This is a genomic window from Microcoleus sp. Pol12B5 (genome assembly GCF_036701335.1).
Classification (GTDB): Bacteria; Cyanobacteriota; Cyanobacteriia; order Cyanobacteriales; family Microcoleaceae; genus Microcoleus.
This window is the reverse complement of the sequence record NZ_JAUBQQ010000040.1, coordinates 18,477-44,426: the sequence shown is the minus strand read 5'-3', so window position 1 is coordinate 44,426 and position 25,950 is coordinate 18,477. Positions and strand designations below refer to the sequence as shown.

Genomic DNA, 25,950 nt, shown 5'->3' with positions numbered 1-25,950 from the left:
GCAACTCCTCAGACAATTGTGGTGTAAGCTAAGAACGATCTTGTTTGTTGCAAAGCGATCGCATCACTCATGGCCAAACCCTACAGCTACGATCTACACCAGAAAGTCATTCCAGCAATCAAGCTCGATTGCTTAAAAATTATTGCCCTATGGCTAAAGCGACAAGACCAAACAGGAAGCTTTCTAGCTTGGTTGCCAGAAGCTACTGCTCTACTTGTGGCTTCCCTGACTTTGACCAACCCAGCTCAGGCCGCCAACCCGGAACACATCAAGCAACTGTTAGAAACAAAACAGTGCAAAGGTTGCGATTTAACAAACGCTCAATTAAGGGGTGCGAGTCTGGAGGGGGCTAATTTGGCAGGAGCTAACTTAGAAAATGTATATTTGTACAAAGCTAATCTTGTCAATGCTAATCTTAGCGGTGCTAATGTCAGATCGGCTGACTTAGGAGATGTCAACATGAAAGGAATTAACCTGAGCGGTGCTGACTTGACAGATACCAATCTTAAAGGCAACGATATGACGGGCGCTAACTTAGAAAATGCCAACTTATCTGGAGCTATTTTAAAGTGTAATAAAACAACTCGAACTAGACTGACTTATGCCAACCTCAAAAAAGCTAACTTGACTAAGGCAGATCTCAAGGTAGTATCGCTTATAGGTGCAAATCTCGCAGATGCCAACCTTAGCGAGGCAAATCTGAGTCCTGACAGTTATCGTGTAGGGCAAACAATCTATATTTCTCCTGCCTATCTCAGCGGTGCTAACTTGAGAAACGCCAATCTTAACAAGGCTACGTTAAATCGCGCTAATTTATATAGAGCTAATTTGAATAATGCCATTTTAACTAACGCTAGGCTGAATGATGCTAATTTATATAGAGCTAATTTAAATAATGCCATTTTAACTAATGCTAGCCTTAGTTATTCTAACTTGGAAATGGCTCAATTAACGGGAGCCTATCTAACGAAGGCTTCTCTAAGGATGGCAAACCTGGAAGGAGCAACTTTAATTAAGGCAAACCTCAGTAATGCCGATCTTGTGAAGTCCAAACTTGTTGATGCTAACCTAACAAATGCTATTTTAAAATCAGCCAGATTGGTAGATATCAACATGAGTAGAGCTAACTTAATGGGGGCAGACCTCAGCGGTGCGGAAATGAGTAAAAATAACCTCTGTGATGTCACAATGCCAGAGGGCACAAAAACTAAAGAAGGTTGTGGCAACTGATATCGAGCTCTAACTGTCGCCAAAAGAGAAAAGTTAAGTTGATTCATTTGATTTGAACTTGGATGGAACAATGCCGATCTTCGCCCAAAAGTCGAATTCGTAAACAGCTAGATGAGTTTGATTACTTACCCCCTGCGATCGCAGATGTCTTACGCCTTGCGTCCTAACACGGGCGGTTGCTATATTGAGGGAAAGCAACAATTTATAAAGTCTTGTTGCGACTTCTGTAAAAATGCTTAAAATAGCCCCCAAACCAAGCTAGGGTAGCTAAACTGATAAATCTACAGTGGGGATTGACGCACTGTCAAAGTATTTTTGCACAAGTCTTAATAGCAATCTCGCCAGGAGCAAAATGAATAATATCCAAAACTATCGCCTTAAATGTACCCTCACCTTTGGCGACATTTACGGTCAAATCATTGTTTGGCTGATAGTCATCTTCCTAAGTCTAGCGTCGGCACTCGCCTTGTGGAGTAGCGCCCGCCAAATCTTCGCCTTGGCTACCGTCGGCTTGATTTTAGTGCTGTCTCTCCCCTTCTTGCTGTTTGCTTTCGTTACAACTCTGCTAAATAACATTGAAGTGCTTGCCGTAGAACCCGGTACGGAACCTCAACCTTCTGCAACGGGAAATCAGTCGCTTCAGAATCCTGCCGAAAGCGCCGGCTAGTCCAATTTGAAATTTTAACTTTTGATTTTCCATTCAAACCAAAAGTTAAAAAACTTCCTGCTCTTTTGGTAGGAAGTTTTTTTTTGCGTCACGATAAGTTGAGCAGAACACTCAAAATAATTCAAAAAGATGCTAGAACACGACGTAATTATTGTAGGCGGCGGTTTAGCAGGTTGCCGCGCCGCAGTAGAAATTGCCCGGACTGACCCGAGTTTAAAGGTAGCTGTCGTCGCCAAAACTCACCCAATTCGATCGCACTCCGTCGCAGCCCAAGGCGGCATGGCCTCCAGCCTCCAAAATGTCGATCCCGAAGACAGTTGGAAAGCCCACGCCTTCGACACAGTAAAAGGTTCAGACTATTTAGCCGACCAAGACGCGGTAGAAATCCTCACCCGCGAAGCCCCCGGTGTAGTCATAGATTTAGAACACATGGGAGTCCTCTTCTCCCGCCTCCCAGACGGCAGAATTGCCCAGCGCGCTTTCGGCGGACATTCCCACCGCCGCACCTGCTACGCCGCCGACAAAACCGGTCACGCCATCCTCCACGAATTAGTCAACAATTTGCGCCGCTGCGGAGTTCACATCTATCAGGAGTGGTATGTCACGCGCCTGATTTTGGAAGAAGGCCAAGCCAAGGGGGTAGTTATGTACCGCCTTCTAGACGGTCAAATTGAGGTCGTGCGCGCTAAGGCGGTGATGTTTGCTACGGGGGGTTACGGCCGAGTTTACAATACCACGTCGAACGATTACGCCTCGACGGGAGACGGTTTGGCGATGACGGCTTTAGCTGGATTGCCGCTGGAAGATATGGAATTCGTGCAGTTTCACCCGACGGGTTTGTATCCCGTGGGAGTGTTGATTTCGGAGGCTGTGCGGGGCGAAGGTGCTTATTTGATTAATTCAGAGGGCGATCGATTTATGGCCAATTATGCCCCGTCGCGGATGGAATTAGCGCCCAGAGATATCACTTCGCGGTCAATTTCCATAGAAATTCGCGCCGGCCGAGGAATTAATGTTGATGGTAGTGCCGGCGGCCCCTTTGTCTATCTGGATTTGCGGCACATGGGACGCGAAAAAATTATGAGCAAAATTCCTTTTGCTTGGGAAGAAGCCCACCGTTTGTTAGGAATTGATGCCGTAAATCAGCCAATGCCCGTGCGCCCTACCGTTCACTATTCAATGGGCGGAATTCCTACTAATGTTAGCGGTCAAGTTCGCAGCAGTCCTGACAGTTTGGTAGACGGTTTCTTTGCAGCCGGCGAAGCAGCTTGCGTGTCGGTTCACGGCGCCAATCGTTTGGGCAGCAATTCGCTGTTGGAATGCGTAGTTTACGGCAAAGTTACTGGCGCAACCATAGCACAATTCGTACAAAATCGCAAGTTGCCTGCCGTAGACGAACAGCGTTATATTACGGAAGCAAAAGAGCAAATTCAGGCACTTTTAGAACGTCCCGGAAAATACCGCATCAATCAAATCCGGCAGCAGTATCAAGATACTATGACTGAGTATTGTGGCGTATTTCGTAGCGCCGAATTGATGCAGGAAGGTTTAAAGAAATTGGCGGATTTAGAGCAACAATATGAAGAGGTTTACTTAGATGATAAAGGCAAGTTGTGGAATACGGAAATTGTGGAAGCTTTGGAGTTGCGGAGTTTGATAATTGTCGGGAAAATGATTTTAACTTCTGCTTTGAACCGACAGGAAAGTCGGGGAGCTCATTCGCGGGAAGATTTTACTGAGCGCGATGACGGCAATTTCTTGAAGCATACAATGGCGTATTATTCGCCTGCTGGGATTGATTTGGCTTATATGCCGGTGGCGATTACGATGTTTGAGCCGCAGGAGAGGAAGTATTAATTTGTAGGTGGGCATTGCCCACCATTTGTGTCAACTCTAGATTCTAGATTCTTTAATCAAGAAATCCGAGTGGCTGCCCAGCATTAAGACTTGTAAAGTATGGAAAAATAAGGATTGAGAAGCTTTGCATCAGACTCAAGAGGCAGCAACATCAATATCGATCTCGCAGATATTAGACAAGCGTTGAGAGTCTTCAGGGGATATGCTGTGGGAAAAGAGTGTTGGTATGAGCAACTTTGGTAAGGATGGGGCCAAGCGCGAGCGCTATGCTGCTGTGGACCGAGTACGGGAGGGTTGGATTCGACGCCTAATCGATCTGTCACGGCGCAACAACCTGCTATACTATCGCGAACTTAAGAGGGGGACACTTGATTTCTCAGACTGTAACTCCAAGGCATTGAAAGAGTTGCTGACTGGCAAGACAGTTCCGTTAATTCGTCTGCTACCGCAGGCTGAAGAACTGAAAGCCGCAGCACAGGTACAGGGAATCCGCCGCCGCGCACTTGCCAACTTAGAAGAAAAGGGGCTAGAAACGCTTTTCCTCGCTTTGGGAATGGCAACTTGGACTCCAACTGATGGAGGCCGTCCGCCAGAAGCTGCTGTCCTTCTGGTGCCAATTCATGTAGATGCGCGCGGCGCAATCAAACTAAAACGTAGCGGCGAAGTCCAGGTCAACCCCGTATTGTTGCACGTACTAGAGGCAGAATATGGATGCCAAGTCACGCCCGAATGTCTGCTAGGGGAGGCAGAAAGCGTAGGGGAAGACGAGAGTCCAGACCTAGAAGCTGTTTATTCTGAGTTAACCAAAGCTGCCTCTGAATTAAAAGGCTTTGAGATTAAAACACGGGCAGTCCTCAGTAATTTCTCTTTCCAAAAGATGGCGATGGTGAGAGACTTGCGCGATCGCTTGAGTGAGATGGTAGCCAATGATATGATTTCCGCGATCGCTGGGGACATCACAGCCCGTCAAAATGTCCGGGGTACGAGTCAAAACATTGACGTTAGAGAACTCGATCGCATCTCACCCGACAACGAATTTTTTGTCTTCGATGCCGACTCAAGTCAGCAGCAGGTGATTCATGCAGCTCTGGCAGGGCGAAATGGAGTCATTCAAGGCCCTCCCGGTACAGGAAAAAGCCAGACCATTGCCAATCTGATTGCCACCTTAGTCGCATCAGGACAGCGCATCCTGTTTGTTGCTGAAAAGCGTGCCGCTTTGGAAGTGGTGAAAACTCGATTAGAGCAAAAAGGACTGGGGCATTTATTGCTCGATCTACACGGTGCAGCTATCTCGCGGCGAGAGGTATTACAGCAAGTAGCAGAAAGCTTGACACTGGTACGCAATATTTCCCCAGCAGACACCGGCAATCTCCACCAACGCTTTGTTGATCGAAGGAAGCGGCTCAATGACCATGTAGCACGGCTGCACGATAAGCACAAACCATCAGATAAGAGTATCTACGAGATTCAGGCTGAGCTTTTGTTGCAATTTTCTGAATCCGAGCGAATCAATATCCGCTTTCGCGGTGTAGAACTTAATCGACTCAGTGCAGAAAAGGCTGACACTGTAGCGGAAGGCCTGGGACAAATAAGTAGGGGAGAATTAGCCAGTCTCTTTCTTGGTGACCATCCCTCCCGTTGGAAGACAGCCAAGTTATTGTCGAAAGACGCTGCGTGGAAGGCATATGATGTAGTGCTGCGGATTGCTACAGTTCGTTTACCAGAATTTTCTAAGTGCCTAGAAACACTCAAGCTAGAGCCACCTATTAACCTTAACGAAGCCAGGCAGCTAATTGTATTCATCGAAGACGTTGAAAAAACCCTCTTTCTGTATTCGGAGGATATCTTTAAACAAGACCTGGAAAAGCAAGTCACTGCGCTGTCACCATTAAGAAACGGTTTCATCGCGGAGAGCTTGGCATTGTTCTTTGATAGCAACTTCAAAAATGTATTATCTACTCTTAAAAAACTACGAAAAGCTGGAGAAACATCAAATGGGCAATTATTTCAGGAAATAACCAAAGCATCTGAACAGTTGAGTCATTGGCGATCGCTGTCGCGTTCGGCTTCAGTTCCGTGCCAAGTTACGTCTTTGAGTGCAGCACGAGACAGCCTGAAAGTGCTCCTTACTGACCTAGAGCTTATTGAACCCGATTTGGGGCAGGGTAATCTAAGTCAGTTAACGCTCCAAGATTTAAAAGAACTTTTTAATAAGCTGGCAGCAGACCGCGACACACCGCAACAGGTGGCGGATCTAAAGGAAATTGAGCGCACAATTGAACAGTGTGGTGCGTCCTCAATTATTGCGGAGTTGAGACGGCTAAAATCTGATCCCTCCCTATGGCAGAAGCAATTCAAGTATGCCTGGTTTGCCTCCTGTCTCGACCAGGCGCGTGCCCAAGATTCAGCCTTAACAGCCTTCCATAGAGAAACTCATGAACAGTTGATTGAAGAATTTCGCGCCCTAGACCAGGAAAGAGTGAAGATATCTTCCAATCGAGTCCGACGCGCCCATGCGGAACGGGTGATCGCTGCAATGAATGCCTATCCAGAACAGGAAGCGTTGGTACGGCGCGAAGCCGCTAAAAAAGCCCGACATCTGCCACTGCGTAAGCTTTTGGCAGAAGCTCCCGATGTTTTAACCAGCATTAGTCCCTGCTGGATGGCTAGTCCCCTCTCGGTGAGCCAGTTACTGGACGCTGACCGTCGTTATTTCGATGTTGTCATTTTCGATGAAGCCAGTCAGGTATTGCCAGAGGATGCAGTTCCGGCATTACTGCGGGCGGAAAGGGCAGTTGTCGCCGGGGATAAATACCAACTCCCACCGACAACATTTTTTGCAGGGGGGCTGGATGAGGAAGAGGAAGCCGAATCTCCATCCCCCGTTGAAGGGTTGGAGAGTCTGCTCGATTTGATGTCCTCTTTCCTGGAAACCTGGGAGCTTTTGTGGCACTATCGAAGTCGAGATGAAGCGTTAATTGCCTTCTCCAACCGCCACATTTACAATGATCGCCTGATTACATTTCCCAGTCCTGGTGGTTCACCATCTCTCTCTCACGTTCTTGTCTCGTGTATTTCCGGTCAGGACGGTCAGGAAGAAAGCGCTTCCAGGGAAGTCCAGCGAGTAGTTGAGTTAGTGATCCAACACGCCACTGAACGACCTAACGAAACGCTTGGCGTAATTACAATGGGCATCAAACACGCACAGCGCATTGAAGCAACTCTCGATACAGCACTTCGGGAACGTCCTGAATTAGCAGCTTTCTTTGACGAGGGTCGTCCGGAACGCTTTTTTGTCAAAAACCTCGAACGGGTTCAAGGGGATGAGCGGGATGCAATCCTGTTGTCTGTAGGCTATGGCAAAGACAGTTCGGGCAGGCTGCTGTATCGATTTGGCCCATTGCTAACGAAGGGAGGGGAACGCCGTCTCAATGTTGCAGTTACGCGGGCAAGGCAGCGTATGACTCTGGTTTCCTCATTTGACCACCACGATATGGACCCGAATCGGTCGTCCTCGCGAGGTGTGGAACTGTTGCGGCTTTACATTCAGTATGCCGCGAGTGAGGGCAAGATTCTTGGCGAAACCGAACAGTCTGGCGTGCCACTCAATCCCCTTGAAAAGGATATCTATGATGCACTAACAGGTCAGGGCATCTCGCTTCTGCCTCAGTGGGGAGTTTCGAGTTATCGAATTGATATGGTGGCGCAACATCCACAGCAGCCCGGGCGATTTGTGCTGGCAATTGAGTGTGATGGGGCAAGTTACCATTCTCTACCAACCGCACGCGATCGCGATCGACTGCGACAGCAACAACTCGAAGCACTCGGCTGGCGCTTTCACCGCATTTGGTCAACTGACTGGTTCATGCGGCGGGAGGAGGAGATACAACGCGCTGTGGATGCTTACGAAACTGCTGTTAAGTATGCTAACCAGGTAGATGCACAGAAGAATCAACCGACCAAGGCAGTTCCACAAACTGCCCAACCTTGTACATCCCAATCACTCACTCCAGAAATAAACTCTCCTACAGCATTGCGGGGAAGGCGACCCAATGTTCCAAAACGAGCCAAAATTGACGATTATACTCAGGCTGAACTGATGTCGCTAATTCGGTGGATATTATCAGATGGTTGTCTGCGTACCGATGAGGAAATTTTGAAAGAAATGCTGCCCGAGCTGGGGTTCAAGCGCCGGGGAGCGCGAATTGATCAAGCAGTTTTTGCAGCTATTGAGCGGCTGCGTTCTTCTAGGTGAGGATGAAGTTAAAATTTTGCACTCATCATACTAAAACTGCCTTGAAGCATAGTCCTGTAACAGCTTATCCTTTAGGGAGAACCAAAATTTTCCGTCAGGATGCCGCAGCAGCTTGTAATTGGTAATTGGCGAAGAGTTTTGAATTATAAGTATTAAGTGTTGAATTTTAAACTTTTTAACTTATAACTCAAAACTTAAAACTTTCCTTAAGGCTTCGGTAGCGCACCTTCAGGAGTAGGAGAAGCAGCCGGTTCGGGAGTCGTCGCAGCCGCAGGAGAAGGCGAAGGAGTGCCACTAGCTAACTGATTAATTTGGTCTTTATAGTTAGGAGGAGCTAACTCAGTAGCTCGATCGAACAGCGTTTTTGACTCATCTGTTTTACCCTGTTCCTTCAGCACGATCGCCTTTCCTAAAGTGGGGCGAAAATCTTTGGGATTAGCCTTAGCAGATTCGTCGTAAATTGCGATCGCCTCCTCGTAGCGCTTCTGCACAGCATAAACCTGTCCCAAAATCAACTGCACTGAAGTTACATCCACACTTTCCGGTTTCGCGAGATTTGCAGCCGGAGCAGCCTTCAGCGTATCTTGCAGCAATCCGATCGCAGCTTCCGGTCGCTGCTGCACCAGCAGCAAATTCACCAACCCCTGCAAAGCCTTAATTTCCCCAGGCTTAGACGCTAAAATTGACCGATAAGCCTGAGCAGCCCCTTCGCGATCGCCCGTGCGTTCCTTAGCCTGAGCCAGCAAAATCCCGTATTCAGTAGTCTCAGGATTCAGCGAAGCCAACTTTTCCAAAGGAGCGATCGCATCCTTAATGTCGCCCACTCCTTGTCCGATCAACTCCAGTCGCACCTGCAATAATCCCCGCAAAGCTGTTACGTTGTCAGGTTCTCGCTGCAAAACCAATTCGTACCCCCTAGCCTGAGCTTGCAGCAACTCTGATTGCTTCTCCCCAGACTGCGCCGTTTGAGTAGGCGTTGGAGTTGACTGACTTTGCGCTTGGCTGGCCTGGAGAATACTGTTTAAAATTGGCACAAGGGAAAATCCCAAAAAAGCGATGAGCGACAGCACCACCACGACAGTAATCAACCCACGACGCTTGTTTGCTTTTTCCATAATTCAACTATCCCAGCTTAAACCTACTATTTTCTAAGAATTAACGCATCGCCCAGGGGCGTCTGCCACTTAACTAGATCCATGCAACCATAAAAGTTCTTAACTTCAAAGTCCGAACGGACAAAGCAGCCTTTTACTTGCAGCTAATATGGTAACAGACCCATAACTCCATGCTAGCTAAACAATTTTGGACACTCAGACCCCCAGCCCTAAGGACTGCGGTGTCTGTCCAATTTAGTCTGGTCAAGCTAAAAATTACCGAAAATATGGCGGATCAGGCCGTTAGGTAATTGGATTAAGTAAAATAGGCAAGCTGAATATCCTAAATGCTATTAGCCAGCAACTCCAGCTCAGCGCGATCGCAGGATCGATCGGTCAGCAACTGCCAAAGTCCTTGCTCGCAAGGATTTTAGCAGCCAGGGAACCGATCGGCACTCGTAGCGTTGAAAGTTGGCGTTGACGGGTCACAACCAGACCTCCGGGCGCAAGCCCGCCTGTCAGGTGCTAGTAGTTTTTAAAGCAGTTTCTTCAGTTTATTCCTAATTTCCCTTAAGGGATGTGTCTCCGCTGCAAGGAGTTTTTATGAACCCCTCTCCCAACCGGTCTTCCAAATCGTCCAAATCTACTTCAAATCGCAAGGATCAGCCAAGCGAACTGGCCGTCAATCCGCCTAATGATCCAGATTCCATTCCTGAGACACCAAATGAAAGTTCGGTGCCTTCGGCGTTGGCTGCACCTGTTGACCAAAATCAACCGGCAACACCAACAGACGCCCCAGCGTCCAAGGATAGGCTGCAACGACCACGCTACAGTTCTGCCCCCGACAAGGACAAAACAAACCTACAAGACCAGCCCAGCAATGCTCCTGCACCCCCGGCGTCTGCTGCGTCTTCGACACCTGTCAGCGATACTCCAGCCGTAGCAGTCGCACCGCCTGCAAGCGCCGAGCCTGCCGCTAACGAAAGTCAGGCCGCTGAGGACATACCCTCCGTCATGCGCCAACATCCGATTCCCCCCCCCAGCGAACCCAGACAGTACCGAGCTGTTGGTTTGGTGCGGGGCCGCTACACGCCATCAGAAGAGCAATTCACCCGGGGTATGTTGATAGCTGCTGACGGAACTGCCATCGATGCAGTTTTGCTGGGTAGAGTCATGAGTTTAGTCAAAAATCACCTAGAGCTGGAACAAGAACACCTGTGGGTGGTCTATCCCCGCACCAGGCAAGAAGACGGCAACTTGCACGCCCAGATTATGGGAGTTTGGGAGCCGGAAACGCTCAAGAAACCTCCGGAACCGTCCTCTGATGAGGAACATCAGGAAGCAGCGGAGATTGAGGCTAGCGGCGAAGCATCGACGGCATCTTTGCCTCCCTCGGAACCTGATGTTGAAGATGGCTATTTTTCGATTAGAGGTGAGGTGATTTATCAATCCCAAGACCAAGAAAAGTATGTCATCGTCAAAATCAAGCAAGCTCCCCGCAAGAATGACGACAAGATGAAGTTTTTTAAGCTGAAACTCAAGGGAGATTTAGCAACAAAAGCGATCGGGTTTTTTTGGGATTTCCACGTCAAATTGAAAGCTGACAGTCTGATGATTGAGCAGGCTAATAATATTGGTGCCCTGCCGATTAAAAAGCGGAAATTCCCCCCTGGCAGCAAGCCGCCCGGTGGCTTCAAAGGAGGAGGGAAGCGTCCGTTTACTCCTAGGCCCAGCGGTGACGGTGCTCCTGTAGGGCGTCCTACCATCAAATCCGCAGCAGCAGCACCACCGCCTGTCCCGAAGGAACCTCTTCCTAAGCCGGTTAAGAAGCCTAAGCCGATCGAGGAATGAACCAATTTTAGATTTTAGATTTTAGATTTTAAATTAGTCTGTCCAAGACTAATTTACAACCGTTAAATCGCCAATCTAAAATCCTTTATTCGAGCCGGACTTGTGCGCCCCACAAATCTTGGGGGAGAAATACTCTGTCGGTGGGTAGGGGAGCAACTGGGGCCGTGAGGGTAAATTGACCCGCTTCAATTTGCTGCTTCAATTCCAATGCTACTTGCCGGGAGAGAAACATACTCGCAAGGGGGGCGGCCCGCACAGGTTTGCCCTCTATCAGGATGCGGCCAGTCTTTAATTGAGCGTAACTAACTAAACCGAATGTGGGACGAACGCGCCGGGGGATAGAGAAATCTACCACCGGCGCTACTATTTTTTTGTCTGATACTGCACAGTGGGCGACGACTGTTTCGTTTAAGACTGGAAACGGGATGCCGACTCCCAGCATCAGGGATGGGCCGTAGTTTTTGAAGTAGCAGCCACGCACCCATTTCGAGTTCATCTGTTTCGCGTCGCCGATGAGTGCAAGGGTGGCGGCCGGGCCGATGGGGGTGCGGTTGGGCTGGCGTTTTTGTAGCGGGAAGTGCTGGGTTCCTTCCCAGGTGATGTAGCCGGTGGCGCCTCCTAGGAAGATGCGGGTGCCGATGCCGATGATTTGGAGGTCGGGGTCGTTGAGCAGGGGAGACATGGCTCCAAGGTTCGAGTAGACGGCGTTGCCGAGGTTTGGTTGCAGGGGGCCGAGGTAGGTGAACAGCGGGCGATCGCCCCCGTTGACTCCCACAATAAAGTTTTGATATGCGTTCCGGGGATTGAATAGATAAAACTGGTTGATTGTATCGCGGGTAATCGTGGTTTCAAAGGAGGCGCGGGGGTAGCAGTCTGTTACTTGCCCCAAGGCTCGCAACTGCACGGGTTTGCCGGCTATTAAGTCTTCGATGACGTGTCCGCCGCCCCGTTCGCGGGATTCTTCGCCGTCTTCGGCTACTTGGGTGGCTCCCAGGTACAGGTCTACTGCCCCGAAGCCGGAGTAGGCTAAAACGCCGTCTAGCCAGCACTGGCGGATTTTTATCGGCGGGTCGGTATGGCCAAGGTTGATGATTGCACCGGAGGATTCCATCGGCTCGAAAGTGCCTGCGGTAATCACATCGACTTCTTTGGCTGCTTGGCTAACGCTGGTTTCTTGGACTCGGTTTTTGAGTTCTTCGATTGTCCAGACTGTGGCTTTGCCTTGGCTGATTTTATCGTTTATTTCGTCGATCGATCTCATATATTTTAGATTTTAGATTTTGAATTGATTGATTTTGGAGGGATTTTGATTTTGGATTAATTTTGGATTGATGGAAGGTCGATCGAGCTGGTTGTTTGAGATAAAAGCAATATATTATAACTGAGATGTTGCACTATTCTCAATAAGGACTTTATGAACAGGCAATATGCCTGTTCCACAGGAAAATTCACTCTTCGTAAAACAGGCATCTTGCCTGTTTTGGATAATGATGCAAGATGTAAATTATAACGGATACAATAACAATATCATAAATAAAATAAAGGGCGATCGCCATGACTCAAGCGATATTAAAACGAGTCAGCTTCGATTAATTTCTTGACTGGTATCCTAAAAATTCTGAAAACCGTTACGAACTGCACAATGGAGCTATTGTTGAAATCTCTAAAGCCACCGGAGAATATTCAGAAGTAGCTGGATTCCTTGTCGCTGAACTCAACTTTGAAATCAGACGACTAGGACTTCCTTGCTTCCTTCCCAAAGAATGCGTTGTTAAAGCTGATAATGAGCTATCTGGTTACGAACCGGATGCGATCGTTTTGGACAGGCAAGGAACGGACAGCGAACCGAGATGAAAAAAGGAATCTATCATTACAATGGGTAGTTCTCTCCGGCTAATTGTCGAAGTTTTCAGTACCAATTGGCGTGATGATTATGGCTACAAATTGGTGGATTACGAAGCTTTGGGCATTTCTGAATACTGGATTGCGGACTATTTGGGACTTGGTGGCAGACGGTTTATTGGCAACCCCAAACAACCTACTTTTTCTGTTCACCATTTAGTTGACGGTGAGTATCAAGTCAGTCAGTTTCGGGGTAGTGAGAGGGTTTTTTCGCCCACAGTTGGGCAGTTAACTTTGACGGTTAAACAGATTTTTAGCGCTGGCCGAGATACGGTAGAAAATGGGAGGCTTGAAGATAGTTAGTTGAGGGTATTTGTACCACATTTTTTCTCAGTTGGGAGTGAATACTTCTGTCCTCTAACTGGGAAGGAATCAGGAGTGAAGTTATTATGAACCTTAACTATTGATTTTCAGGAGCCTCATTTTCAGCATGATCGGGGATGTCTGGTTTCTGTTCTGGTAAATATTTTTCTGGCAGGCTTTCGGCGACTCCTAGAGATTCATGTTTTTCATGGATAGCAGAATCGATTGCTGCTAAGGTTTTAGGGCTGGCACTCCATTGGTTTAGAATATCTTTAATGAGGGCTTCCCTAATCCAAACTTGAGCTACAACGGTGAGGGGAAGGGCTAGCAATAGGCCTAAAAAGCCAAAGAAGGTGGCGAAGAATACTTGAGCTATTAATGTTACTGCTGGCAGCAGTGATACTTGCTGTGCCATGACGTAGGGGGTGAGGACGTTGCTTTCAAACTGTTGAATTAGAAAGTAAAGGATTAGGACAAAACCTGATTGTAAGGGAGAATCTAAAAGTGCGATCGTCATTGGGGGGATGACGCTCAAAGTGGGGCCTATATTGGGAATTAGGTTAAGAAATCCTGCTACTACAGCGTGAGCTAGCGGTAGGGGGACTTGCAAGACCGACAAACCAATTAAGCTCAAAAAAGCAATCACACTCATGCTAATGAGAGCGCCGATGACCCATCGACCGAGAGCTATTTCGCATTCATCTAAGATGCCATCGACTCGTCGTCGATAAAAAGAGGGAAATAGTTGGATGAATGCTTTACGGTAAGATAGAGGTTCTGCTAATGTCATCAATGTCAAAGCTATGACTAGCAAAAAGCTGAGAATAACGCCTAATGTGTTACCGACAAAGGCTCCTGCACCGCCGACGAGTTGGTTGAATAAAGGTTGCAGTTGTTGCATGATGTCGTTAACATCAAGATTGGGCAGCCGCTGACCAAATTGTCCTGAAAAGCTACCCTCAAATTGATCAATCCACTGATTTAATCTTTCTATTCCTTGAGGGGCTCTTTGGGTAAGTTGTTGAAACTGTTGGGTAAAGGGCGGTACAATTATCAGGAATAAGCCTACGAATACGAGGATTAGGAAGCTAACTGATAAGAGTACAGCGATCGATCTTTTGAGTCCGAATTTTTGCAAGTAGCGTGCTAGTCTGTTTAAGGCTGTGGCTAAGACGACGGCGGCAAACAGCAGCAGTAGGGCCTGCCTGATTTGCCACAGGATGTAACAAGATGCGATGAGGGCTAATAAGCCCATCCACTGTCCTAGCTTCATTAGATTTTAGATTTTAGATTTTAGATTTTAGATTGAGGAATAGGGTATTGGAATTGCAGCTTGGTAATTGTTCTGCAGCCCAGAAGCGATGAATCGCATCTCTATAAGATACCTTAGATGGGGGCGATCGCATCTTTAATCAGATACCCCTACTCGGACATCAGCATAAGCAGCCTCCTCAATTCCCTTTTGCGAACACCTGCTGCGCTGTCAGGTTCAATTCTGGGAAAGTTGGGGACTCAATACCCTCGCCGCCTCTGAACAGTTTGACTTGGTATTCCCCGTCAATTAGTTGGTAAACCGAAAAAGTAGGTTGTTTGGGGTTGCCAATAAACCGTCGGCCGCCCAATCCTAGATAGTCTATAATCCAATATTCTTGAATACCCATTGACTCATATGCCTCAAGCTTTAGGGCATAATCATCGCCCTAATTAGTGCTAATTACCTCGACGATTAGAGGGACTGATGAACCCATTGTGATAATTGATGATTTCTCCCATCACCGCTCGTTTCCAATGGTTTGTTTGGTAAGTAGAATAATATTTGGTTCATATCCCGATTCCTCGCGCATGGGTTTGATGACGCATTCTTTGGGGATGAAGTAGGGCAAATTGAGACGATCAATCTCTATTCCGACTTTCAGTGCGGTAAAACCGGCCACTCTAGAATGTTTACCTGTTGCTTTTGGCATCTCAACAATTTCTCCATTGTGCAGTTCGTAGTGGTGTTCTGAATTTTCAGGATACCAGTCAATGAATTCATCGAATGTTACTAATTCTGTGATGGTTTGAATCATGGTGAGTGCCTCAAGTTTGGTTTTGATAGCTGTACGGGGAATTAAGATTGGGGCAAAAACACAGTATTTAGATCTAGTGTAGATTGATCGCACTTTTTGATTGCGTCTCTACTGCTGCTGTTGTTGCGATCGCCAGCCGAGGATGACAGCTAGGATGATACTGGGGGTAAAGACGGCGATGAGGGCGTTGAGGTCGGTTGAGGGTATGGATAAGCTAGGCCCTGCGTACTTGATGGCTAGGGAAAGGGCGGCGGAAAAGGTGAATACTTTGAGGATGGGGCTGATGTTGGTGTTCATGGACGTGGTAGTTGGTTGGGCGATCGGTTTTCAGACTATTATTGCAAGTATGTGTTGCGGTTGGGCTTGCAGTTGGGACGTGAGGTGGGGGCGATCGCTTTTTCCCGGCGATGCGCGGATCAGATACCTTTACATATTAGAATATGGAGTACCACAGCACAATTTAGCAACATCAGGAGCAATTCAGAATGAATACCCAAGCATCAGAGTTAATAGAGAAAATTCGTCAACAATTTGACAATGCCCCTTATCCTAGAATTCCCCTGGAGACATCTCCTAAGAATAACTATCAGACTCTCTATCTCCATAATTTGGTAACAGCTTACTATATAAGAAATCAGAAAGTCATAGAAACCAAAGGAAAAGTTATTTTAGATGCCGGCTGCGGCAGCGGGTACAAATCGTTAATTTTGGCAGAGGCCAATCCGGGAGCCAAAATTGTTGGCATCGATTTATCCGAAGAGTCTGTTAAGCTAGCCCGACAGCGCTTGCAATATCACGGCTTTGAGAATATAGAGTTTCATGCTTTGTCAATTGAAGAACTGCCTAGCTTAAACCAGCAGTTTGATTATATCAACTGTGACGAGGTGCTTTATCTCTTGCCAGACGCAGTTGTCGGATTGCAAGCTATGAAAGCAGTTTTGAAACCAGATGGAATTATTCGCACCAACCTCCACAGCTCCCTCCAGCGAAGTTCTTACTTTGCAGTTCAAAAAGTATTCAAAATCATGGGATTGATGGATGATAATCCTAGGGAGATGGAGATAGAGCTAGCCAAAGAAATTATACAAGACCTAAAAGATGACGTGGCTATTAAGGCAAGAACATGGGGTTCTCCAGCCGAAAAAAACGAAGAATGGATGCTGGCTAACTATTTGCTGTTGGGAGATCAAGGCTATACTGTACCTGAAGTGTTTTCAGCATTAAGAGATGCTGATTTAGAATTTATTAGTATGGTGAGTTGGCGGTTGTGGGACTTGACGGATTTGTTCAAGGAGCCAAATAACATACCTGCATTTCTGGCAATGAGCTTGCCAGACATTCCTGTCGAACAACGGCTGCACCTGTTTGAACTTTTACATCCAGTTCATCGTTTGATAGACTTTTGGTGCGGTCTTCCCAACCAAGCTCAGTCGTTTGTACCAGTTTCAGAATGGACTGTGGCTGACTGGCAGCAGGCAAAGGTGCATCTGCATCCTCAGATCAGAACTCCCCAGTTAAAAGAAGATTTGATTAAATCTATCACTAACCAGAGTTCCTTCGAGATTAGCCGTTATGTCACTTCGCCAACCTTAGTGCCGATTTTAATAGAGAGCATTATGGCAGCTTGCTTGCTGCCTCTGTGGGAAGGCGCCCAGTCTGTGAGAGGGTTAGCGGAGCGCTGGCTCAAGATCAGACCCTTAGACCTTGTAACCCTGGAACCTGTGAATCAGGAGAGAGCATTCAATGAAATCAAGGAACTCTTGATTAGCTTAGAAGTCTTTCTGTATGTGCTTTTGGAGCATTAAAGCCAGGAGTTGAAAAAAAAAATAGTTTGGGGTGATATTAAAGGGCTGGTAACTGGGTAAGTTACATATAAGAGTTAGAAATCGAGCATCCCACCCCTCTAGGAGAAACAACCAATGAAAACTGAATTTAAAGCCAGATTCCTGCAACACCTCAATCAAAAAAGACAAGATAAGGGTTTTACGCTGATTGAACTGCTGGTCGTTATCATTATTATCGGTATTCTATCTGCTATTGCTTTGCCTTCCTTCCTCAACCAAGCTAACAAAGCCAAGCAATCAGAAGCTAAGCAGTACGCTGGTTCCATGAACCGTGCCCAGCAAGCATCCTTCGCCGAGCAAGGTAAATTTGGCTCAAACGTTGAGGTTCTGGGGCTTGGCATTAGAACTCAGACGGAGAACTATCAATACAAGGTTATAGGAACAGGAGCGACTATTGACTCAACCACTACCCAGGTTGGAAATGTCGCGTTAGGTCTAAGCACAGCGCTCAAATCGTATATAGGAGGAGTAGCCCTAATTCAAGCGGCCGGCGCAGCTGACAAAAGCAGCACAGCAGTATTGTGCGAGAGTACTGGGGCTGGTGTAGCTGCTCCGGGACCGACATTGACAAATACGCCGGCTACTGCTGCTACCTTAGCTTGCGACAACACTAACTATACCGTAGTGTCGAAGTAGGAAAGCCATAAAAGCAGGGATTGTTCCTGCAAGCCTAACCTGAATCTTTTAAGAAAGTGGGTAGTGTTGTTTACACTACCCATTGCTATTCAGGAGGTTTATAAAAACTGGAAAGCTTCAATAACTATTACTATGACAATCTCTTTAGAAAACATTTCATCGACTGTTCTAGCTCATTGGCAGCAACAAGCCCGTCAATATCTAATCCAAGGAGATTTCACTCAGGCTGCAAACCTCTACGAGCAGGCAATGGCAGCGGAGCCGGAAACTAAGTCCCACTACTGGCACTTGGGGCTGATGTTGCTGTTGCAGGGGCAAGAGATGGAAGCCCAAACGACTTGGCTGCTGGGCATGGCCGACGGGGAACCGGAAGAAGTGGAGGAATGGACAGCTCAACTTTTAGATGTGCTGCAAATGGAAGCAGAGCGCCGGGAGGTTTTGTCAGACTACTCTGTTGCTTGGGCAATTCGGCATCATATCAGGGAAATTAGTCCGGCGGATGTTAACAACTTGTTGCGTTTAATTGAGCTTTTCATCCGGCTTGAAACTTTTACAGGAGACGAACTGACTTCTGTTGGCTTAATCGAGTTGCTACAGGTAGAGCCTGCAATTGAGGTTGAGGCAGCTCTGTTGATGCAAGTATTGCAAAGTGTTTTGGCTCGCGAACCCTCGCATCCGTCAACGCTGGAGTTTGCAGAAGCTTGTCTCGCTCATGTCCGCGAACCTCAAGTTTATATCGGAATTCTATTAGAAACTGCTTGCGAGCTAGGCTATATATTAAAAATAACTAGAGTAGCAATACGCTTGGGTGAACTGGTTTTGCGTTTAGATTCAGAGCATCCAGAGATGGTCCGCCACTTGGCTTGTTTTTATCAGAATGTCGGTGAATATGATCGGGGGATAAAGACAGCTAAGCTTTTCTACTCATTAATACAAGAGTTACCCGCTAAAGTTTATGCGAATCACCTGATTTTACGGGGGTTAATGAGTGCAGGTGGATACTGGGAAGAAGCTTGTGCGATACTCAAGCGGCTCAAGTCAGATCAGGAGTTGTTGATAGCAGAGCAGCCGACATCGCTTAACTTATCGACTGTTGACGACTTATTTGTTACTAGCTTTTTTTACCCATACTTTCAGGACGAGCCCAGAAATGCTAGAAACATTAGCAACCAATTGGCTCAGCTATGCCAACTCAACGTTCAAAACAACAACAAGGAGCAGATAGAGGGGTACAGACAGCGACACTTAGCTCGAAAAAGCCGGGGCATTTCTGGTAAGCCCCTGAAGATTGGCTATTTGTCCCACTGCCTGAGAAGGCATTCTGTGGGCTGGCTAGCGCGATGGCTGTTTCAGCACCACGATCGCGATCGCTTTCAAATTCATGCTTATTTTCTCAATTATGTTAATACCGATCACTTTTTACAAGAATGGTATGTCAATCACGTTGATAAAGCCTATCGGTGCGGGATTGTCAGTACCAACGTTGCCGAGCAAATCGATAAAGATGAGATCGATATTCTGATCGATCTCGACAGCATTACTCTAGACATTAACTGTGAAGTGATGGCGATGAAACCCGCGCCCATTCAAGCCACTTGGTTGGGTTGGGATGCGTCAGGAGTGCCTGCAATTGACTATTTTATTGCCGATCCATACGTGCTGCCGGAGTCTGCCCAGAATTATTACAGTGAAAAAATCTGGCGCTTGCCCCAGACTTACATAGCTGTGGATGGTTTTGAAGTGGGAGTGCCAACATTACGTCGCGATCAGTTTAATATTCCTAACGATGCTATTGTGTATCTCAGTAGTCAGAGCGGTTACAAGCGCCATCAGGACACAGCGCGACTACAGTTGAAGATTTTGAAGGAAGTGCCGAATAGTTATTTTTTAATTAAAGGGGGGGCTGACGAAAAATCAATTAAACAGTTCTTTAACCAGCTAGCGGAAGAAGAGGGTTTGGAGGGCGATCGTCTGCGATTTTTGCCAACAGTTACTTCAGAGGAAGTTCACCGAGCTAACTTAGGTATTGCGGATGTAGTTCTGGATACTTATCCTTACAATGGAGCCACAACTACTCTAGAAACTCTTTGGATGTGCATTCCCTTGGTGACGCGAGTCGGGCAGCAATTTGCGGCACGCAACAGCTATACTATGATGATGAATGCAGGGCTAACAGAGGGAATTGCTTGGACTGATGAAGAATATGTGGAATGGGGAATTCGCTTAGGGAAAGATGCTGCTTTGCGGCAACAAATTTCGTGGAAACTGCGGCAGTCAAGGCAAACTTCTCCGCTTTGGAATGCTCAGCAGTTTACGCGAGAGATGGAAAAAGCATACGAGCAGATGTGGCAAATTTATCTCCAAAGTTAGCCTTATTAAGCTATACTCTCAAACGAGTCAATATCACAATCACTAATATAATCCCGAATTCTGGCAACGATAGGCAGGGAACCTAGTCCCTGCTTGACTAGCTCGGGAAATTGAGCTAGGCCCTCAATGATATTGTTGGCAAAGTTATATTGGGGGTTATTGCCATGTTGCAAAGTCAGATATTCCAATAATTCCAAAGTGTAATCCGGGAAATTCATAATATCGGCAATGCAAGCCAATTTAAGAATATTGTCAGGTGTTGTCATATTTGGATCAATGTCTTCTCCAATTAAATCGCGGAAGTAAAACGCATCTCCCCACAGTAATTGTCCGCCGCGGAGTGTTGAACCAATAGGGGAATGGCTGCGGAAACGACGAGCACCTGTTAAGTCAAATAGTGTAAAACCTTGGTTCCTGAGAGAGATATCTACATCTGCAAACAAAGGTTGATTTAAGTATAAATTAGAAAACGAGACTTCAACTTGAACAGCGAGAATACTTCGTTTTAAAATTTCTACTGCACCTTCTAATACCAAAACTTCAGCACCTTGAACATCAATTTGCAGGAAATCTATTTCCTCAATTCCTTCCTGCTGGCAGAACTCATCTAAAGTGGTGGTTTCAAGTTCTATACAAAAATCTAAGTTCACAAGTTCGGGTAATCCTGAAAAACGCTCCAAGTAAGGTTCATTCGGTGGATAAAGCGAACTGCACATGGGATGTTGTGTGACATAAAGTGTAGATTCACCTACAGACTTTGCTAAGGCTAGAGGAATATGTTTTTCAGTCCAATTGACTTGTCGTGCTTCAAGGTCAGCATTGGCGGCTTCGCAAGCATCTGCATCTGCATCAAAACCGTAGATAGTCAGCCGAGGTGCAAAAATATTCCATCCCTGGCTGCCATAGTCATCTTGGCTTGTTAATTTACGACAGCCAACATTACAAACAGTCATGTTAATTTGTTCTAAATGACCGCTTTTCTTTAAGCTTTCAATAAAAAATGTCATAATCAAAGTATCCTCTTCTTTTTCTAAAAATGATTATTCTTGAGTTAATAGGTAACTTTGATTTGGGGGTAAAGCGATTATATTCATGTTTCCGTGCAACTCCTCGGCGGAATTTACAGGAATTAGGTTCTGCAAGTAAGGTTGATAACGGAATAATCGATATCCTTTGCTTCTAAGGTAGTCAGCAACAGGTACATTGCTGTCTTTACTTCCCGCAGCAATATTTTCATACATAATGACGGGAGCAAATTCAGATAATATTCTGTCGCTGCCTGTCAATACTGACAGTTCGTGCCCTTCAACATCTATTTTGAGGAAATCTACTCGGCTCAAGTTTTCCTGCTCAATCAAGCTGTCTAGAGTAAAGCAGGTGACTTCTTCAAAAGAGTCTGGCTGCATTTCTGCGACAGCTTCGCCAGTGGCGATTTTGTTTAATTCACTGGCAGGGGAAAGAGATAAGCGAACTGTTCCAGAGCGATCGCTGGCAGCACCGGCACAAACTTTCACCCAGTTTAGATGATTTATTCTACAGGTTTCTTGCAAATAGCTAACGCAGCCAGAAAAAGGCTCTACTGCCAGCACGTGGCCTTGGGAACCGACCCGGAGAGCAGCGCTAAAGGTGTAAACTCCTACATTAGCACCCACATCGATAACAGTCATGCCTGGTGCGATCGCACTGCGCCAAAATTCTATTTCTTTTTCAAACCAGTCTTTTTCGGCAATCAATACGCTGCTGGTTATACAACCGTAAAACCTCGGTTCAACTGCTAATAAAAGTTGAGTTTCAAAAGGCACGTAAGTGAAGGGACTGTTAACTTCTAAGTCAGTCCATCTCCACTCTAGAGAATTGGGATGCTGTTGACCCAATTCTCTAGCAAAATTTAGCCATTGCTGGGCATATTCTATCTGCTCTAAATCTTTACAGGCGATGTATAGAGCTTGCAGCACGGGTGCTGAATCCGAGGAAATTTGTTTGGCACGGTGCAAATACATGACTCCTTCCGATTGATCGTTTAGCAGGCTGTATACTCCTATTTTTAAATTTATGGAACCAGAATCTGGTAAAACTTGAGCCGTTAGGTGCAGTAGCCTCATGCCAAATTCATTGTAAGAAATTATCTGCGACCGACCCAGGGCTTCAATTAACAATAATATCGATTGACTGCGAGCGTCTTCGGCTTGTAAAATTTGAGTTAGCTGTTCTGCTTGGTACGTCTTCAAACTACTACCTGTCGGTGGCAGATAAACAAGAGCTGGAGGAATTTTTTCTAGTGAGTCGCCAGCAGACTGCTGAATACCAAGGGATACCAAAAAATGAAAAGCTTCTTTAATTGCTTCATCGGATTCTCCAGTCAGGGCAAGAACTAGGGCAAAATGAGCTGCACAGAGTGGATGATTGTATAAATCTACTGCACTCTTTAAGGCTTCTAAAGCTGTATTGATATATATTTCTTTGAGGGATGATTCCTGGCACTGCTCTGCTTCTATCAAGGCGACTACAGCAAAATTGTTTAAATCCGTCGCTGATACAGGTTCGTCCCAAGATGTATTTTCAAGACTTGAAGCTACGCGCGAGAAGGTATCTAAACCGATAGTCGGACAGTTTCTTTGGAGGTATTCTAAGTAGCAAATCGCGGAGGGTTTTTCGTTAATATTATGTTGTCTTTGAGAGACTCTGAGAAATAAACTTTCTGGTAAAATGAACTGCCAATCTCCTGTTTTTGATTGGACGGCTCGCTTGCCACTGAAGCTAGCGAGATCACAGCAGGGAAGGTTTTCTGCTTTGGCTGCTGCGATCGCCTGTTTATTTTCGTTCTCTAAGACAAGTCTACCCTGGATGCGACTCAACAGCGCTTCCCGCTGTTTTTCCTCCAGTTGTCCTACCAAGGAAATTTCGGCACACTCAGTAACGTCCAAATCTTCTTCTATCAGCAGATTCATAGCGACACTGGATAAAATCAGATTTGCATCCTCGTCAGAAATGTTGCCAGTATCTACAAGTAATGTCATCTTCATTCGATCGGGGTGAGAGGCGATCGCCCTGATAACTTGTGTAAATTCTTCGCAAATCGTCTCTTCTGATGCTAGCCAATTTGGGAAAACGATTAAATTGATTGACCGCAGCTTTAAAGGCAAGAATGCTGCATCTATCAAAGCCAAACTCACCGTTTTCGCCATTTTCGACCACGAAAAATTTTGCGCTTGTTTGAGACCTGCAGCAATTAAGGCCTTGCGAACATCCGGCTTTTGCACTTCGCAAAGCGCATTCACCAGTCCGCTAACATCAGCATCGTTAACATATAATGCAGCTTTTCCTGCGACTTCAGGTATAGACGCATTTGCACAAGTAATGACTGGACATCCGCAAGCGATCGCCTCCAGCACAGGCAAACCAAAACCTTCATACTTCGAGGGATAAACCAGTGCAACAGCACCGGAATAAGCAGCTATCAACTCTTCATCACTCAGTTGCAGTACGATATGCACCGCACAACCTGATGTATAGTCTCTAAACTTTGTATCTAATAACAAATCACTACCCGTACAGACAATTTCAAACCCTTGTCTGCTTTCAAGTTGAGCAAAAGCCTGGAAAAACAAAGTTCCATTCTTATAGCCGATTCCAGGCCCGATTAAAAGAAAGTATGGCTTTGATATACCGTACTTGTTTTTAAAATGATTAACTGCCTCTGGACTCGCTGGTGCAAATTTACTGTTAACTCCGCAATGAGCTACAGTTACTGAATCTGAGGCAATATCTGGAAAAAACTTTACTAAGTCACGGGCTGTATTTTCGGAAATTGCGATGTATGCAGATGCGTGGTGAATCCCGAAATGCTTTTCACGCCACATCGGTGTACTTAAATTTACTCCTTCAACTTCTGGAATCATGTCATACGCTATGAATGCAGAGGGAGTTGATAGGGGAGTTGTGTAGTAAGTCGAGATAAATAAGTCTGCACTCTGTTCGTCACAAACTTGCTGTAGCATTGCGCGATCGGCATCCACTGTGTCATAGTTGTAAGCAGGCAAAGGACGGTACTGGATGCCGGGAATTTCCGGCACTGTTCCCGTTCTGTCAATAACAACTACGTGTTCGGAAAAACCGTTTTCTACCCATTCTTCTAACAGAGATTTCCAGACTCGAGCAATTCCCGTTTTATAGCGCTGAAAAAATACGCCGTCTACAATTATTTTGGGAAATGGCTTTTGAGGTTTGGCAGACTTTTGTTGGTGAGGTATTTGTACAAACTTCCAGGTATTGCTATCTTTTTCTTTCAGCGCGATCGGCTGGATGTCACAAGCCTTTGCAGTATCGACCGCAGTTAAATCTTTAACCCAGGGAAAATACTGACTCAAGCAAACCGGGAATCTAGTTTGCCGCTGCAACTGGGTCCATTTAGCAACAGCATTAGCATAACCGTAGTATTCCTCTTTAAAACGCAACTGTTCTATTGTGGCGTAAGCGAAATGTTGAAAAATTAGCCCGGCTTCTTCAGTTTCTTCGTGGAAAAAAGGATTGACCTTAGCCACATCGCGCCAACCGTCAGGATTAGGTTCCGCTAATATTGGGGGCTCGTGTGCGGCCCAAAATGCTCCCGGCTTAAATCTCCAAGTACGCAACCAATCTTGTTGAGGATTCTGAGCATAACAATTGCGAGTGCTAATAACCAGATTTTCTCCAACAAAATACCAGCACCAGTAGAAAGCTGCTGTTTTTTCAGGATGATTGATAAATATCTGTCGCGCAGTACAAATTTGATCGGCTGTCCACAGTTCATCTACATCCAATTGCCACAGCAAACATTCCTCTCTAATGTTTGTCAATGGCGCATTCGTCATTTCGCGTTTTCCCTCCCAGAAAACACCTTCGGGTTTGCGATATACTGTAATGTTTTCAGGGTATTGTCTTGCCAGTTCGTCAATGTACTCAGCAGTTCCGTCATTACTGCGTCCGTTGTTGTGAATTTCGTCCGCAATTTTTCCCCCTGAGCTTAAAGACCAAGCTGTATCGTGCTTCAAGTCTGCTACACCCTCAACAATATGCCAGTGCCACTGAAAAGGTAGCTCTTTTAAAACTTGGATATGGTAACGAATAAACGGTTGTCCATTGAGAACGATTGTGAAAAAATGTAGGGGGATATCGGAAATTTGGCGTTTTTTTTCTATTTCTTCAGTCTTCTTGAAAACCGAATAACCGTGACGCAAAAATAGATTTTGCTCTACCAGTACATAGTGGGAATCTGAAAGTAATCTGCAATGATTCTGATAGTTTTTAAACGTATCTATGTCGTCAAGCATAATAAACTTGGCTCCATATATTTCGTCGAGTTCAACTCGCCCCGTAAATTCAGAGCCGTCTATTATCACTACATCAAAAATATCGATGTTATTTTCTTGCTTTATTTTTTTGATGCCGTTCGGCTCAACCCCGGATTCTTTAACATATTTTATATTATCTTGCAGCCAATCTATTACCTGTTCTAGTGGGTAAACTCTTAAACCTGTATTAATGTTGTTGTAGAAGTTGATAACTTCTTCTTTCTCGGGAAATTCTTCTAAAGAAACAGTAGAGACGTTGTAGCACTTGACAAAATCATCATTAGCATATCTCTTTTTTAGTTCAGCAAAGCGAGGTTGTGAAATTTCGATACAGAATAGCGTTGGGTTGTTCGGATTTTGCCGCATCCCTGTCACCAATGCCTCTGTACTTCCTTCTCCCGATGACGAGCCAATTTCTAAGACTGTTTTAATATCTTCGTTCTGAACAATCCTTTGAAGTGCCCGATAAAATTCATCATTTTTAATTTCAGGTGGAATTATCCTGTTGAACGACGATTTAGAAACGTTATGGTTCATAGTTG

The 25,950-nt window shown here is 45.9% G+C and carries 14 protein-coding genes and 2 pseudogenes; 10 read left to right on the top strand and 6 right to left on the bottom strand.

Going from position 1 to position 25,950, the window contains the following annotated elements; translation table 11 throughout:
- Positions 1-69: 69 nt before the first annotated feature.
- The 4 genes from QUA24_RS17280 (at position 70) to QUA24_RS17265 (ending at position 8,009) form a co-directional block, all read left to right on the top strand.
- Positions 70-1,230 (top strand): pentapeptide repeat-containing protein, encoded by a 1,161-nt coding sequence (locus QUA24_RS17280; protein ID WP_333230908.1) that lies wholly within the window; start codon positions 70-72, stop codon positions 1,228-1,230.
- Positions 1,231-1,582: 352 nt separating this feature from the next.
- On the top strand, positions 1,583-1,897 hold the full coding sequence (locus tag QUA24_RS17275; RefSeq protein WP_006633212.1) for a hypothetical protein: 315 nt from the start codon (positions 1,583-1,585) through the stop codon (positions 1,895-1,897).
- 129 nt (positions 1,898-2,026) lie between these two features.
- Positions 2,027-3,754 carry a succinate dehydrogenase/fumarate reductase flavoprotein subunit gene (locus QUA24_RS17270; RefSeq protein ID WP_333230907.1) on the top strand — a complete coding sequence of 576 codons (1,728 nt, stop codon included), beginning with the start codon at positions 2,027-2,029 and terminating at the stop codon, positions 3,752-3,754.
- Between the two features lie 226 nt (positions 3,755-3,980).
- A complete protein-coding gene (locus QUA24_RS17265) occupies positions 3,981-8,009 on the top strand; it encodes an AAA domain-containing protein (RefSeq protein WP_333230906.1) in 4,029 nt (1,342 codons plus the stop codon).
- Positions 8,010-8,215: 206 nt separating this feature from the next.
- Here QUA24_RS17265 and QUA24_RS17260 read toward each other — a convergent pair whose 3' ends face one another.
- The gene (locus QUA24_RS17260; protein WP_333230905.1) at positions 8,216-9,124 is read right to left on the bottom strand and encodes a tetratricopeptide repeat protein; all 909 of its coding nucleotides are present in this window, start codon (positions 9,122-9,124) and stop codon (positions 8,216-8,218) included.
- Positions 9,125-9,706: 582 nt separating this feature from the next.
- Here QUA24_RS17260 and QUA24_RS17255 point away from each other — a divergent pair.
- Positions 9,707-10,954: a hypothetical protein gene (locus QUA24_RS17255; RefSeq protein ID WP_333230904.1), complete on the top strand. Its 1,248-nt coding sequence runs from the start codon at positions 9,707-9,709 to the stop codon at positions 10,952-10,954.
- 85 nt (positions 10,955-11,039) lie between these two features.
- Here the strand turns inward: QUA24_RS17255 and QUA24_RS17250 are convergent, their stop codons facing one another.
- Positions 11,040-12,215, bottom strand: a complete 1,176-nt coding sequence (locus tag QUA24_RS17250) for a homocysteine biosynthesis protein (protein ID WP_333230903.1) — start codon at positions 12,213-12,215, stop codon at positions 11,040-11,042.
- 293 nt (positions 12,216-12,508) lie between these two features.
- Here QUA24_RS17250 and QUA24_RS17245 point away from each other — a divergent pair.
- Positions 12,509-13,159 (top strand): annotated as a pseudogene (locus tag QUA24_RS17245) (Uma2 family endonuclease).
- Positions 13,160-13,256: 97 nt separating this feature from the next.
- Here QUA24_RS17245 and QUA24_RS17240 read toward each other — a convergent pair.
- A complete protein-coding gene (locus tag QUA24_RS17240) occupies positions 13,257-14,432 on the bottom strand; it encodes an AI-2E family transporter (protein ID WP_333230902.1) in 1,176 nt (391 codons plus the stop codon).
- A 178-nt stretch (positions 14,433-14,610) separates the two neighbouring features.
- A pseudogene (locus QUA24_RS17235) lies at positions 14,611-15,228 on the bottom strand (Uma2 family endonuclease).
- Positions 15,229-15,433: 205 nt separating this feature from the next.
- Here QUA24_RS17235 and QUA24_RS17230 point away from each other — a divergent pair.
- The 4 genes from QUA24_RS17230 to QUA24_RS17215 all read left to right on the top strand — a co-directional run bounded on the left by QUA24_RS17230 (position 15,434) and on the right by QUA24_RS17215 (position 20,078).
- Positions 15,434-15,763 (top strand): hypothetical protein, encoded by a 330-nt coding sequence (locus QUA24_RS17230; protein ID WP_333230901.1) that lies wholly within the window; start codon positions 15,434-15,436, stop codon positions 15,761-15,763.
- Positions 15,714-17,033 (top strand): class I SAM-dependent methyltransferase, encoded by a 1,320-nt coding sequence (locus QUA24_RS17225; protein ID WP_333213471.1) that lies wholly within the window; start codon positions 15,714-15,716, stop codon positions 17,031-17,033. The genes QUA24_RS17230 and QUA24_RS17225 overlap by 50 nt, the downstream gene beginning before the upstream one ends.
- 114 nt (positions 17,034-17,147) lie before the next feature.
- Positions 17,148-17,708: a type IV pilin-like G/H family protein gene (locus QUA24_RS17220; RefSeq protein WP_333213472.1), complete on the top strand. Its 561-nt coding sequence runs from the start codon at positions 17,148-17,150 to the stop codon at positions 17,706-17,708.
- 132 nt (positions 17,709-17,840) lie between these two features.
- Positions 17,841-20,078: an O-linked N-acetylglucosamine transferase family protein gene (locus QUA24_RS17215; RefSeq protein ID WP_333213473.1), complete on the top strand. Its 2,238-nt coding sequence runs from the start codon at positions 17,841-17,843 to the stop codon at positions 20,076-20,078.
- Between the two features lie 5 nt (positions 20,079-20,083).
- On the opposite strand, the gene QUA24_RS17210 is transcribed toward QUA24_RS17215, so the two are convergent.
- On the bottom strand, positions 20,084-21,085 hold the full coding sequence (locus QUA24_RS17210) for an FkbM family methyltransferase (RefSeq protein WP_333213474.1): 1,002 nt from the start codon (positions 21,083-21,085) through the stop codon (positions 20,084-20,086).
- A gap of 33 nt (positions 21,086-21,118) precedes the next feature.
- Entirely contained in the window at positions 21,119-25,945 is a 4,827-nt protein-coding gene (locus tag QUA24_RS17205) for an FkbM family methyltransferase (RefSeq protein WP_333230900.1), read from the bottom strand.
- Positions 25,946-25,950 lie beyond the last annotated feature (5 nt).